Annotated in this window: 11 protein-coding genes; 5 read left to right on the top strand and 6 right to left on the bottom strand. The window is 41.2% G+C overall.

Going from position 1 to position 13,276, the window contains the following annotated elements:
- Window positions 1–203 precede the first annotated feature (203 nt).
- From L990_RS02625 to L990_RS02615, 3 genes are all read left to right on the top strand, one after another.
- Window positions 204–2,129 carry a TonB-dependent receptor gene (locus L990_RS02625; RefSeq protein ID WP_052180661.1) on the top strand — a complete coding sequence of 642 codons (1,926 nt, stop codon included), beginning with the start codon at window positions 204–206 and terminating at the stop codon, window positions 2,127–2,129.
- Between the two features lie 88 nt (window positions 2,130–2,217).
- Window positions 2,218–2,748, top strand: a complete 531-nt coding sequence (locus L990_RS02620; protein ID WP_047445249.1) for a YtfJ family protein — start codon at window positions 2,218–2,220, stop codon at window positions 2,746–2,748.
- Window positions 2,749–2,876: 128 nt separating this feature from the next.
- Entirely contained in the window at window positions 2,877–3,440 is a 564-nt protein-coding gene (locus L990_RS02615; RefSeq protein WP_047445247.1) for an adenylate kinase, read from the top strand.
- A gap of 46 nt (window positions 3,441–3,486) precedes the next feature.
- On the opposite strand, the gene arfB is transcribed toward L990_RS02615, so the two are convergent.
- Genes arfB through feoB form a run of 3 tightly spaced genes read right to left on the bottom strand, consistent with a single transcriptional unit; the run spans window position 3,487 to window position 6,678 of the window.
- On the bottom strand, window positions 3,487–3,900 hold the full coding sequence (gene arfB / locus L990_RS02610; RefSeq protein WP_047445245.1) for an alternative ribosome rescue aminoacyl-tRNA hydrolase ArfB: 414 nt from the start codon (window positions 3,898–3,900) through the stop codon (window positions 3,487–3,489).
- A gap of 20 nt (window positions 3,901–3,920) precedes the next feature.
- Window positions 3,921–4,142, bottom strand: a complete 222-nt coding sequence (locus L990_RS02605) for a hypothetical protein (RefSeq protein WP_047445243.1) — start codon at window positions 4,140–4,142, stop codon at window positions 3,921–3,923.
- A gap of 19 nt (window positions 4,143–4,161) precedes the next feature.
- On the bottom strand, window positions 4,162–6,678 hold the full coding sequence (gene feoB, locus L990_RS02600) for a ferrous iron transport protein B (protein ID WP_047445241.1): 2,517 nt from the start codon (window positions 6,676–6,678) through the stop codon (window positions 4,162–4,164).
- A gap of 288 nt (window positions 6,679–6,966) precedes the next feature.
- On the opposite strand from feoB, the gene msrA reads away from it, so the two are divergent.
- Window positions 6,967–7,518 (top strand): peptide-methionine (S)-S-oxide reductase MsrA, encoded by a 552-nt coding sequence (gene msrA / locus L990_RS02595; RefSeq protein WP_197057215.1) that lies wholly within the window; start codon window positions 6,967–6,969, stop codon window positions 7,516–7,518.
- 508 nt (window positions 7,519–8,026) lie between these two features.
- Here msrA and rarD read toward each other — a convergent pair.
- The 3 genes from rarD to L990_RS02575 all read right to left on the bottom strand — a co-directional run bounded on the left by rarD (window position 8,027) and on the right by L990_RS02575 (window position 11,946).
- Complete coding sequence (gene rarD / locus L990_RS02585) at window positions 8,027–8,947, bottom strand: EamA family transporter RarD (protein ID WP_052180660.1); 921 nt, start codon at window positions 8,945–8,947, stop codon at window positions 8,027–8,029.
- A 145-nt stretch (window positions 8,948–9,092) separates the two neighbouring features.
- On the bottom strand, window positions 9,093–11,018 hold the full coding sequence (locus tag L990_RS02580) for a beta-L-arabinofuranosidase domain-containing protein (RefSeq protein ID WP_047445234.1): 1,926 nt from the start codon (window positions 11,016–11,018) through the stop codon (window positions 9,093–9,095).
- Between the two features lie 4 nt (window positions 11,019–11,022).
- Window positions 11,023–11,946 (bottom strand): alpha/beta hydrolase, encoded by a 924-nt coding sequence (locus L990_RS02575; RefSeq protein ID WP_047445273.1) that lies wholly within the window; start codon window positions 11,944–11,946, stop codon window positions 11,023–11,025.
- A 198-nt stretch (window positions 11,947–12,144) separates the two neighbouring features.
- On the opposite strand from L990_RS02575, the gene L990_RS02570 reads away from it, so the two are divergent.
- The gene (locus tag L990_RS02570; protein ID WP_047445232.1) at window positions 12,145–12,999 is read left to right on the top strand and encodes an AraC family transcriptional regulator; all 855 of its coding nucleotides are present in this window, start codon (window positions 12,145–12,147) and stop codon (window positions 12,997–12,999) included.
- Window positions 13,000–13,276: the final 277 nt, after the last annotated feature.

The following is a 13,276-nucleotide window of genomic DNA, read 5'->3' as shown; positions in this document are numbered from 1 at the left end:
TTTCTGAGAGAAAGACGAGATCTTTTTTATAAACGTTACATTTATGCATCCTATTAGTATATGAATTTCTCAAATTTAACATTGATGAATAAGCTATAACACTCTTAATATGTTTGCTTACCTTTGTAAGCCTTTTGCTAAATGCTTACAGGCCTATTTTAGTAAATAGAGCGCTTTGTCTTGGCAAATATAAAATGTAATCTATGAATATGAAAGTTAGGGATATCATGCTACTCGTTGCGTTGATGTCTTTTGGAATTGAGGGGATGGGACAGGTTGATTCTACAATCGTGTCAGAAAAGCAGCTAGACGAAGTCGTGGTTAAGGCAATGCAAAGAAAAAATACTTTTTCGAAGCAAACTCGTATAGTTTCAACCATTACAAAGGCGGAGTTAAAATCGGCTCCAATTCAAAGTATTGCGGATGTTTTGAACTATGCGGCAGGGGTGGACATTAGAACCCGTGGTCCTGTTGGTGTACAATCTGACATCTCGGTACGAGGTGGTTCTTTTGATCAGGTTTTAATTCTTTTGAACGGTGTAAATGTTACAGATCCCCAAACAGGACATCACAATTTGAATTTACCTGTAGATATTGCCTCTATCGAAAGAATTGAAATATTGCAAGGCCCAGGAGCTCGAAGCTTTGGTCCAAACGCATTTAGTGGCGCTATCAACTTTATTACCACATCTCCATCAAGTAACTCATCAAGAGTAAGTTTTTCTGCAGGTGATTTTGGCTATTTTTCTATCGGAGGAGAAACATCGGCAAAACGAGGAGATGTTGGTATTTTTATTTCTGCAAGCCGGCAGCAGTCTTCTGGTTACATTCACAATACAGATTTTGAGTTGAATAATTTCTATGGCAATTTTACCTACAGCAATAAGCGAGTAGGAAGTTTTGAATTAAGCACAGGAGTTCAAGATAAGGGATTTGGTGCAAATAGTTTTTATTCGCCCAAATATCCAAATCAGTATGAGGCTACTAAAGCGTATATTAATAGCGCTAGGTGGAGTAAGGATTTTGGGGCTTTAAATGTTACAGCAACAGGGTACTGGCGTCGTCATTTTGATCGGTTTGACTTGTATCGGTATGATGCCCCAACAAAAGATGTTACTCCGAACTATCACCGTACAGATGTGTATGGGGGAAATGTAAAAGTTACATTTTTTTCTATTTTGGGTAAAACGCTGCTAGGAACGGAAGTTCGCCAAGAAAGTATTGTATCGAATGTTCTCGGAAATAAGTTGAGTAAACCTCAAATAATAACAGGTTCTAACCTTTCCTATACTTATGGTTTGGATAGAGTTAATCTTAGCACCTTTCTTGAGCATTCCTATAACTATAAAAACTTATTTTTATCAGCGGGGGTGATGTTTAACCATGCGAACGATTTTGGAAGTTCATGGTATTGGGGAAGCGATGCAAGCTACTTGTTGGGAGAAACTGGGGTCAAATTTTTTATCGCAGCAAATCAATCTTACCGTTTACCAACTTTTACCGACTTATTTTATAAGAATAAATTTCATAATGGAAATCCAGATTTGAAGCCCGAGAAGGCGTTAACGTTTGAGCTTGGAGCTAAATACGAAAAGGGAAGTATGAATGCGCAAGTTGATATCTATAGACGGTTAGCCGATGATGTTATTGATAAGGGGAAATCCATTTCTGAAGAGAAAACAACGATGAGAAATTTGGCTACGCTTAATACTACTGGAATTGAAGTTAGGGGGGGATACAAGTTTAATGATTTATTTATCCAAAATATTTCAGTAGCCTATACTTACCAAAAACAAAATATGGATAGTATTAAAGGATATGTTTCTATGTATATCTTAGATTATTTGCGCTACAAGCTGACAATGTCTACTTCGTTTGCTATTATTAAGGGAGTATCGTTAAGTATTAGAGGTAGCTATCAGGATAGAGCTGGCTCGTATACTGATATTAACAATAAGGAGATTGAGTATAAGCCTTTCTTTACGGCTGATGCGAGGGTTATGTATGGTTATAAAATGTTTTCTGTTTTTGCCGAGGCTTCAAACTTATTTGATAAATCCTATTTCGACATTGGAAACATAGCTCAGCCAGGCCGATGGTTTAAGGCTGGTGTCTCAATAACTTTTTAAAAGCAAAGCGCCTTTAGGCGCTTTGCCTCTATAAGTTTAGTTTGTAACTTTCTTTTATTATAATTTTGTTTCAAAATAAGTTGCAGGTATGAAAAGATGTGGACTTTTGCTTTTTTTGCTGATATCAGTTCTTGTTGCCAATGCGCAGCAAGCAAGCGTTGGTAAAAGCATTTCTAACGTTAATGTGTTAAATTCGAGTGATAAACCTTCTAGCATTCCTTATTTTGGAAGCAAGGTTTTAGTTATTCTTTATACCGATCCAGACGTAAAGGATGTGAACGATCCACTATCTGCGGCCATAAAAGCTAAAGGATTTCCAGCTGATAAGTATGCTGGTATTGGTGTTGCCAACTGTAAGGTGACTTGGATTCCTAATTCGGCCATAAGAATGAAATCACGTCAGAAAGAAAAGCAATTTCCTGGCTCTATTGTTTTACTTGATGATTCCGAAAAGATAAAACAGGCGTGGTCTTTGGCCGATTCTGATGACAAAGGTGTTGTGATTGTGGTTGGGAAGGATTCTAAAATAAAATTTCTACGTTATGTGAAATCTCAGGATGAAAGCCGATCAATAAGTGCTGCTGTAGTAAAAGTTATTCAGGATGAGATTGCTAAATAGGATTAGTATTGTAGGAAATATTTTTTTTAAGTAAAAAAATGATTCGGTTTTTATTTAAAAATACGAAGAAATAGCTTAAATTGTAGGGGTGTTCGTTAACTATTGTAAACTATTACCTATATGTAGCTATGGAAATTTTAATTCTATTTGGAGCTCCATTTTCAGGGAAAGGGACGCAGGGTGAAATTCTTTCGAAAAGAATTGGCTTTAAACACCTATCGACGGGCGATGTTTTGAGGAGTGAGCGAAAGAATCATACTGAGTTGGGCTTAAAGGCCGAGGAGTATATTCGCCAAGGTCAACTTGTTCCAGATGAGTTGCTTGAAGAGATGATCGAAAATGAGCTCATCAAGTGTAAGTCAGAAAAGGGATTAATTTTGGATGGTTATCCACGCACCATTCCTCAGGCTGATACGCTTTGTAGATTGACGGAAAAGCATGGTATCCGCATTAAACGGGTGCTACTACTTGATGTACCCCATGAAACGCTTATTGAACGTGGAGTGCATAGAGGAAAAAATTCTGATCGAATAGACGATAAAGATCCAAATGTAATGAACAGAAGAATAGAGGTATACCATCAAGAAACAAAGCCCGTTGGTGATTACTTTATTGTTCGAAATCTAACTGTTCGAATAAATGGAATCGGGGAGATTGAAGAGGTAGCCAACAGAATTTTAAATAGCATATAAACGTTAGCTTTTCAAACATAAAAAGTCGGAGGTTACTCCGACTTTTTTATAAGAAATCCTTACTCCTTCTTGTTGATTTTAATGCAGATTGCTGGCGCTTACTTTCAAGCCTTTTTTCTTTGGATGCTGCAGTTGGCTTGGTCGGTTTTCTCTTTTTAGGTATTGTCAGTGCCTTTTCTAGCATGTTGTAAAATTTTTCGATACAGATTTCCTTATTTTTAAGTTGTGTTCGCTCTTCTTGAGAAACAACAATAAGGATTCCTTCGGTGGTAAGTTTGGTTCTCAGCTTACCCAAAATCTGAGTTTTTTCGTCATCGGAAAGGAGGCTGGAGGCCGCAATATCGAAGCGAAGCTCAACTTTGGTATTTACTTTATTTACATTTTGTCCTCCTGCGCCGCCGCTACGCGATGCGCTGAATGTAAATTCAGACGAAAAATCTCGGCTTTTAAGGCTATTCATTTTGGACATTTTGTGGAAGCTTAGTGGCAATGGTTTCCTTTATTGTATTTCAGCTTATTTGCCTCTAATTTCTTGTTGTATGATTTTTTGATGTCGTTTTTAATGCCGCAGCTAGGGCATCCATGGCTTGTGCAACCGTCATCTTTCTGGCGGATAAATAGGGTACGTAGGGCATAGATGGTATAAACGGCTGCTCCTGCAACGACCACAAAGGTAAGTATGGTTTGAACTTGTTCTGTCATCTTTTCTTTTTTTGTGGGTTTACATAACCATTTTTGATACGTTAAATACGATGAATGCGACAATCCACGCTAAGGCAGTTGTGTAGAAAATGGTAAATAAGGCCCACTTCCAGCTTCCCGATTCCTTTTTCAGAGCAGCAACAACAGCAACGCAGGGAAAGTATATTAGTACAAACATCAGGAATGAAAGGGCAACGGGCTTAGAGTAAACTTTTTCATTTTTGTTAGCGCCGCTTGCGTATTTCTCGTTTTGCATTTTGTAGATTAACGAGGAGGTGTTGTCATCGGTATTCCCATCGGCTTGATAGATAACCCCCATTGTGCTAACTACAATTTCTTTTGCAGGCAGAGCAGAAAGGAGCGATATGCTCATTTTCCAATCGAAACCCAATGGTTTCATTATCGGTTCAATGAAGAGCCCTGCACGACCTAAATATGAGTATTTTTGGCGTTCAGATTGAACTTGTGTATCGACGTGCTGAAGTAGGCTATCACGTTCGGCACTAATAGTCGTGGCAATTTCAGAACTACGTGCTTCCTTGATTTTTGTGTCATAGCTTAAAGCAATGGACTGCTTTTCTGCTTCGTAATCTTTGCTGAAGCGCACATCGCGAGGATAGTATGATAGTACCCATATAAATATTACTGCAACTAGGATAATCCCCCCCATCTTTTTTAGATATTGAGAACCTTTAAACCACATGTGACGTAAAGTGGCTTTAAGGGTTGGAATTCTATATGGGGGGAGTTCCATAACAAAAGGAACATCCTTATGCCTGAAAATCGTTTTTTTGAATAGGAGTGCCATTAGAATGGCGAGAATTATGCCTATTAGGTAGATCAAAAACAGCATTGTTCCTGCATTACTAGGGAAAAAAGCTCCCAAAACTAGGATGTATACAGGAAGACGCGCGCTGCACGACATTAGCGGTGATATTAGCATGGTAAGCAGCCTATTGCTGCGGCTTTCGATGGTGCGTGTAGCCATGATCGCTGGCACATTACATCCAAAACCCATAATTAGGGGAATAAACGATTTTCCATGTAAGCCAATTTTGTGCATCAGCTTATCCATTATGAAGGCGGCTCGTGCCATGTAGCCCGTATCCTCGAGTAGCGAGATAAAGAAGAATAGAATAAGGATGTTGGGTAGAAAGACAATTACGTTTCCAACGCCATTAATAATTCCGTTAACTAGCAAATCTTTAAATGGGCCGTCAGCCATTGCTCCATTTAGTGTATCCATTAAAGCAGCAATGCCATCTTCTAGTACCCCTTTGGGATATTCTCCTAGCCTAAAGGTTACGTAAAATGTAAGCCAAATGAAGAAAAGGAAAATAGGAAATCCCCAATACTTGTGGGTCATATAGTGATCTATCGATGCCGTTTTTTTATGCTTAGCTCTGTGGCTATGCTTGTACGTTTCCTTTAGAGCTCCGGCAACGAAGGCGTATTTGGCATCGGTAATGATAGTTTCACTATCCTCATTTAGGTGTTTCTCTAGCTTCTTTATTTCTTTGTCTGCAATAGCTATTATTTCAGCGCCATTGGGTAGCGTTTCAACTATTTTTCGCACCTCCTTATCTTTATCAAGAAGCTTAATTGCCAAGAAACGAGAGGAGTATTTTACTATTAGGGGCCTTACTTCAGGATCGCGAAGTAGCTGCTGTATGGTACATATTGCCCCCTCTACATCATGTCCATAGTTTATGTGGATATGACGGTAGGTTTTGTCGTTGCCGGTATAGAGGTTGATGATGGTATCAAAAAGATTGTCGAGCCCACGACCTTTAGAGCCAACCGTTGGTACGAACGGGATTCCAATCATTTTTCCTAAGGATTGATGATCGAATCTATCGCCGCTGCGTTCCAGTTCATCGTACATATTTAGGCAAGCAATAACGCTTACATCCATGTCTATGAGTTGGGTTGTAAGGTAGAGGTTGCGCTCTAGGTTGGAGGCATCAACAACGTTGACAATTACGTCAGGGTTATTTTCGGCAATATAGGTGCGTACGTAAACCTCTTCTGGGGTGTAGGCTGATAGCGAGTAAGTTCCTGGAAGGTCGGTAATGTTGAAGGTATAACCTTTATACTTAAACTGAGCTTGTTTGGAATCGACGGTAACGCCCGAGTAGTTGCCCACATGCTCGTGCGAGCCAGAAGCAAAGTTGAATATGGAAGTTTTTCCTGCATTGGGGTTGCCAACCAGCGCTACCTCAATGGTTTTACCTACGTTTTTGGCCGATTCGCTCAGTACTTCGTCCGTGATTACTCCGTTGTAGGAGCTTAGTATGGTATGCCGAGCTTCATTGGGGGTAATAACATCGATGAGTGCCGCCTCGCTACGGCGTAGTGATACCTCATAGCCCATTATATTGTATTCTACGGGGTCTTGTAGCGGTGCGTTTTTTACCACGTTAACCTTCTTCCCTTTGATGAACCCCATTTCGGTAATGCGCTTACGAAATGCTCCTCTTCCTGATACTTTGGTTATGATGCCCGATTCTCCGGATGTTAACTCGCTTAGCTTCATTTGCTATTTTACAGTTTGGGACACAAATTTATCCACTTAATTATGCAATCCTATACCAACATGTTGGTATTTTGATAGAGATGTGCTCCAATTTTACAAGGTTGCACAAATATACGTAAAGATAGATTGCCTGTTGGCATGTTTTATTGTTGATGAGTTGGGTCTGTTCTGATCCTTCAAACAAAATAGTATGTAAGATGTTTCTTGCAAAAAACGATGAGAGCAATAGTTGCAATGCTTTTTGCACTGACAGTTTGCAGTGCAAACGCTAATTATGGAGTAAAAAATATGGAATCAACAAAAGGGAAGTTGGAAGTAGCAACCTTCGGACAAGGATGCTACTGGTGTGCTGAAGCTATTTTTCAGCGTTTAGAAGGGGTAATAAAGGTGGAAAGCGGTTTTTCGGGGGGAACAACCGTAAATCCTTCCTATAAAGAGGTGTGCACAGGGCTAACAGGTCATGCAGAAGTGGTGCAGGTTACCTTTGATCCGGACATTATATCTTTTGACGAGTTGCTGGAGGTGTTCTGGAAAACGCACGATCCAACGACACTTAACCAGCAGGGTAACGATATTGGTACGCAGTACCGCTCGGTAATTTTTTACCATAATGAGGAGCAGCAACATATCGCAGAGGCTTACAAGCGAAAGCTCGATGAGCAGCATATCTGGGATGATCCAATTGTGACGGAGATTGTTCGTTTCAAGGCTTTTTACAAGGCCGATCGTTTGCATCAAAATTATTTTGATAACAATTCGGAGCAGCCCTATTGTCAGCTGGTAATTCTTCCGAAACTCGAAAAATTTGAAAAGGTTTTTAAAAATCGACTTAAAAAATAGTGTAGAGCACATCTGTGCAGAACCTGATTGAAGGTGTAGGCAGGGAAATTCCTGCCTATATTTTAAGGTATTATTGTGGTCGAATCTTCTTCAGTATTGTTTCTTCTTATAAGGAGGGCGCAGTAGCGTATAAGCGAATGTTCTCATACCTATACTATAGGGTATACGAGTTTTATCATAGAAGGCACGATTTGTCTGCTGATGTTTTTGCAGCATGGATTGTTGCAGTAATGCAATTCCTGAATGTAATCTGTATGCTGTTTATTTTGTGCCTATTCGCGAATATCTGCCCGAATTTTGGTGGTTTATTTGGGGTAATCCTTTTCCTTACCATGCTTGGTTTCAACTTTTACTATTACAGCCGTCGGGAAGCTATTCAAAAGTTGGTGGCACGATGGCAAAATGAGCCTACTTTAGATAGAGCCCGGCATGGATTATGGGTGGTGCTATATTTACTACTGTCGTTGCTCGTTCCGCTCCTCTTGGCTTCAATACTTTACTAGCTGAATTAATCGCCAACTATCCCAATTTTTGCAAGTACCTCTTTGCGGCTAAAGGAGTATATAGCTAGAGCCGTCCATATTAGACCAAAGCAAATTTGATGTGAGACCGTAAATGGTTCTTGGTACACCAGCACCCCAATTAGCAGGCTGATGCTGGGCGATAGATATTGCACGAAGCCAAGCGTCGTAAGCGATACCCTCTTGGCTCCTTGTGCAAAAAGTAGCAAAGGAATCGATGTAACGACTCCGGTAAGAAGTATTAGCAAAATCATTCCAAATGAAAGATGGCTGTACGTTGCTGTTCCTTTGATTTGAATAAACAGGTATCCCAAGGCTAGTGGTGCCATCATCATCGTTTCTGCCGCAAGGCCTGTTAGTGGCGATAGCGAGGACATCTTTTTAACCAATCCGTATAGGGCAAATGATACGGCTAGCGTTAGCGCAACCCAAGGAATGCTACCAAACTGAAATGTTAGGTAGGCTACCCCTACGAATGCTAGCAAAATGGCCATCAGTTGCCACTTGTCGGTGCGCTCGCGCAGCACTAAACTGCCGAGTAAAATGGTTAGCAGCGGATTTATATAGTAACCTAAACTTGCCTCTACAATATGGTTGCTATTCACAGCCCAAATATATATTAGCCAGTTAAGGCTAATGAGGATAGAAGCTGCCATAACCGCTAAAAAAATCCTCGTAGATTGAAATATTCTTCGCAGTTCGCTCCATCGGTGCATTCCTGTAAGGATAATGGCTAGAAAAACAAACGACCAAAAGATACGGTGCGCAAGGATGTCTCCAGCAGGAATCTGTTTCATTAGCTTCCAGTAGATCGGTAAAATTCCCCACATGGAGTAGGCTGCAATGGGATAGATGATTCCTGTGCTATGTTTCTTTACCTGCAATGTTGATTCCGTTTTAGCCGACATGTTATCTTTTTTTCAGTTGACCAAGGTAGCAAATTTTACCTGCAATAGTTGGGGTGTACCACTGTGGTACTTGATGCTTGTTTTGAGAAATATAGAGAAAGGCTACTTTCATACAGAAGGTAGCCTTTCTTATTTACACAGTACACTATTTAAAGGTTGTTTGTCTAAGTATTGTTTTGGCTATTGGTATAAGATCAACCTGCTCATTTTTATTCGTCTTGCTGTTTTTTAAATTAACTCTAATAATTCCATTTTTAAAGGATGCATTAGTGTGGTTTGTTAATTCGTATAAAGGAGTTTCTTCTGCTTTATAGTACAAATCTTCAAATCCAGTTGCATAGGATTTCCCTTTTTGCATTGCTGCTTTAATGGGTTTAGAATAGACAAGAGCTCCGTAGGTAAAGTATTTTTCATTCTTTACGTCTTCGTTTAACTTTACCTCGGTTTCATATTCTAGATCTATTTGTGCTGTTTGATCAACCATTTTTTCGATGACAATAAACCCATTTTCCTTGCGGTAGGTCTCCTTAGTTTTTATGTTTTTAGCCCATTCAGGAACTCGTATTTTTAGGTTGAAAGAAACCTTTTGTGCTGAATGAATTTTAAAAACAAAGTGATTCTTACTGGGGTAGTCAGTTATTTCCTCTATGGAAGTGGGGATGCTTTTAATGGTTGTATTAACGGTATTGGGACATAGCAGTATTGCCACTAATGTGGTATCGTTTTCTTTCATCCAGCTCGATTGTAAAAAATAGGGAGTTATTCGGCCCGCATTGGGCACACAGCAAACGGCCACATCTTGATGTGTTGGCGAGTACTTATATCTGGTTTGCTTTTTGTCTGGTTCGTTTTCTCCATTTCGAGTTCCCATCATTTCGGACGAGTTGTCCGTTTTAAGATATGCAATGCACGAATGATGCGGATCACGAGCGCCTTGTGCAGCGTTGAAGAATATTCTTTCAATGTTGGATGCCGCCTTGAGGTCGCCTCTTTTTTGTAGTAAAACGGTATAGCTGTCGAGTAGCTCGTGGAGAGAACAGTACTCGTAGCCCGCATTCGTTGCATCGGCAACTCTACCTCCAATCCATTCGTCTCCAATAGCGCCTCCTGTTGCGGTTGTACACCTAGATATTCTTTCTATAAAAATATCTAGCGCTCGCTTTATTTTGCTATTTCCAGTTGCAAAAGCAGCCACAATTAGGGGACGTAAATGTTCATAGGTATGGACACCATGAGATTGTAGCCTGTAGGTTGTGTCTAATATATAGCTAAGCTGAGCATCTTTTTCGCAGGAGAAGTTGGCCGAATAGTTAAGGTATAGAAACGCGGCGTAGTCGAGATACTTGGTGTTTTGGGTTAGCTGGTACATCTTATCGAGCACGTCGGTAAATGTAAGGCCATGGGCAACGCCTCCCGAAAACTCTTTACCTACATTAAACGGATTGGAATCGTTGATGGGATAGCTGCTCATTACATTGTCTACGGCTCTTACTATCGCATTCCATACTTTGAGGTCATGAGTAACCTCGTAGTATGCCAGCAGTCCTCTGTATAGGGTCGTTTGTGCCCACAGCTCTCCATTTTCGGAAGTTTGCTTGTAGCGTAACTCTTTGTCGTAGATACCAAGATACCCGTCGTCGTCTTGCGTCGAAAGTATTTTATCTACATACTGCTTCACCTTCTTTATGGCCTGCTGGTCGTCTAAAAGAAAAGCGTTTCGAATATAGCCATCCCACCAGTTCGACTGAGTTTCAGAGTTCCACCATTTATACTGCTCATCTCCTTCGGCATCGCCAGATTTGAGGTTTCCTAAATCTTTCGATTTGCTTTTCTTGTGCAGCCGTCCGCTGCTGTAGATAGGATCATTTAGCAAATCGGGGACAAGCCGATCTAGATTACCCACAAAGCCAGCCATATCTTTTTGCATTTGTTCCTTTAGCCAGCCAGTGGGTTTGATGCTTCCGAATGGAAGTCGCTGGTATTTTTCGGTCTGATACATTTGAGCGTAGGTTTCTTCACTTTTTAAAACGAAGATGGAGGCAATTATTCCAAGAGTTACCAAACATTTCATAGGGCTACTTCTTTAGTAAAAATTCAAAGGGAATGTTTAGCCTTTTTCTCCATGACTGCTCGCTGTGGTCGTCGCCAGGGTAGAATTTGGTGATCCAATTTTTGCGGGTATAGCCTTTCTGTTTCATAATTTGGTCAACTCTTTTTTGAAGGCTAGGGTATAGGGCATCTAAGGTCTTGTCTCCATAGTCAAAATAAATTTTATGATTATTGGGACTGGGAAGATGCTTTTGGAGGTAGCTGCAGAATGCATCGGGAATTGGATTGTCTTCTACCTCAAATATACCAGGCCAATGCGTACTTAGGCAGGCCGCTCCTCCAAACACTTTTGGGTATTCGCAGATGGCATACAGGGATATAAGTCCACCCATGCTGCTACCTGCAATAAACGTGTGCTGCTGGTCGGCGAGTACGGAGTACTTTTTGTCGATAGCAGGCTTTAGCTCCTCAACTATAAATTTGAGATAGCTATCCGATTCGGGTTTAAAGTCACCTGTTGTTCTTCCTTTTTGTTCGAGCTTCTGCGAGATCGTTTTCTGTTGTGCTGCCGTTAGCGACTCGTAGGGCTTTTGTGGAAAGTAGTCGCGATGGCGTATCTCGCTGATGTTCCATATTCCTACTACAATGAAATCCGACGTCTTTCCTTGTTTCATGAGTTTTGCAGCCACCTCGTCTACCTCCCAAGCCTGGTGGTTCCATGTTGTTGTAGAGTCAAAAAGCATTTGCCCGTCATGCATATACACAACAGCATACTTTTTTTGTGGCGTATAGCCTTCGGGGAGCCAAACATCCACGTTACGGGCGGCTATGTGCTTAGAGGAGAAATGCTCTATTCTCTCTATTTTCCCAGATGATACAATTGGGATGTGCTGTGCAAATACGTTGATGCCTGCAAAAAGCATCAGCGCAGCTAGTACTTGATATTTCATGTGCATTATAATTAGTCTTTTTTCGTTAAACAAGCCTCTTTGCTTTTTACTAGAAACAACGAGAAGCTGATAATAGTAAAAGGCTATGCAGCAAATGTAGCAGGTACCACAATTCTGCGACTGGCCATTTTTTGCCAGAAAATGTGTAATATTACCATTGTTGTAAAATGTAATTGTTTTAGCGGATAAAATAAGGCTATGAAACCCTCCTTCGAAAAGGTACCTTCCGAGGCCGAAAGCTCCTTTCAGCTGCTTCATCTCGATCAGCAATCCTTTGATGCTTCCTACCATTTTCATCCAGAGTTTGAGCTTACGTTTATTAGGCGTAGCCACGGGAGGCGCTATATTGGTAGCGCTGTCGATAGCTATGGGCCTGGCGATTTGGTGCTGGTTGGAGCCAATACCCCTCATTGTTGGATTAGCGAGGGGGAGGCTGGCGATCATTTGGCGCAGGCTACGGTTATTCAATTCGCTAAGAATTTTGCAGGCGAGCAGCTTCTGTCTCTTCCTGAGATGCGTTCTATTCGTAATTTGCTCGAGAATACGACTGGGGGCATATTATTTAGGGGAGCCGATAGGGATTTGATAGCCTCCAAAATGGAAAAGTGTAGTCAAGCAGTAGGTGTGGAGCGGTTGGCTGCCTTTTTGGAAGTGTTGGGACTTGCAGCAGCGGCAACGGCAACAGAATCGGTGGACGTGCTGTTTCCATTTATCCCCTCTGCCGCCGATACCGAGCGTATAAGTCGGGTATACGCCTGCATTGTAGAGCGCTATCAGCAAGATTTAAGCATAAAGGAGGTGGCCAATGCGGTACATTTAACCCCAACGGCCTTTTGTCGGTATTTTAAAAGTGTAACGCACAAAACATTTATAGAGGCGATTACCGAATTTCGTCTTAACCAAGCTCGCCGATTGCTAACAAGCACCAGCCTGAGCGTGTTTGAAGTTTGTTTTGAAAGTGGTTTTGGCAACCTATCCTACTTTACAAAATGTTTCAAAAAGGCGACAGGCATTACACCCTTACAGTACCGCCGAAAGTTTCAGCGGCGGTAAGGTGCGTAGCCGTTTCCTTTCCCTCAAATTTCCGTTTGGTGAGCTGCTTCCTGCAAATTGCGAAATGTCTTATGAGTATCAGCTGGTAGATCGGTTGTCCTTGCTTCTACCTATAAAATATTCCCGGAGGCGTTGGCGAATGCAACTCCTGTAGGAATTTGCTCCCGGAGGCGTTGGCGAAGGCAAATCCTGTAGGAATTTGCTCCCGGAGGCGTTGGCGAAGGCAAATCCTGTAGGAAAAATGCTCCCGGAGGTGTTGGCGAAGGCAAATCCTGTA

It is taken from the genome of Alistipes sp. ZOR0009, assembly GCF_000798815.1.
Lineage (GTDB): Bacteria > Bacteroidota > Bacteroidia > Bacteroidales > ZOR0009 > Acetobacteroides.
The sequence above is the reverse complement of the archived record's forward strand: the minus strand, read 5'-3'. Positions and strand labels throughout refer to the sequence as shown.

Coding starts and splice junctions, on each gene's coding strand:
- L990_RS02625 (WP_052180661.1), top strand. CDS start 204: ATGAATATGAAAGTTAGGGATATCATGCTACTCGTTGCGTTGATGTCT.
- L990_RS02620 (WP_047445249.1), top strand. CDS start 2,218: ATGAAAAGATGTGGACTTTTGCTTTTTTTGCTGATATCAGTTCTTGTT.
- L990_RS02615 (WP_047445247.1), top strand. CDS start 2,877: ATGGAAATTTTAATTCTATTTGGAGCTCCATTTTCAGGGAAAGGGACG.
- arfB (WP_047445245.1), bottom strand. CDS start 3,900: ATGAATAGCCTTAAAAGCCGAGATTTTTCGTCTGAATTTACATTCAGC.
- L990_RS02605 (WP_047445243.1), bottom strand. CDS start 4,142: ATGACAGAACAAGTTCAAACCATACTTACCTTTGTGGTCGTTGCAGGA.
- feoB (WP_047445241.1), bottom strand. CDS start 6,678: ATGAAGCTAAGCGAGTTAACATCCGGAGAATCGGGCATCATAACCAAA.
- msrA (WP_197057215.1), top strand. CDS start 6,967: ATGGAATCAACAAAAGGGAAGTTGGAAGTAGCAACCTTCGGACAAGGA.
- rarD (WP_052180660.1), bottom strand. CDS start 8,947: ATGTCGGCTAAAACGGAATCAACATTGCAGGTAAAGAAACATAGCACA.
- L990_RS02580 (WP_047445234.1), bottom strand. CDS start 11,018: ATGAAATGTTTGGTAACTCTTGGAATAATTGCCTCCATCTTCGTTTTA.
- L990_RS02575 (WP_047445273.1), bottom strand. CDS start 11,946: ATGAAATATCAAGTACTAGCTGCGCTGATGCTTTTTGCAGGCATCAAC.
- L990_RS02570 (WP_047445232.1), top strand. CDS start 12,145: ATGAAACCCTCCTTCGAAAAGGTACCTTCCGAGGCCGAAAGCTCCTTT.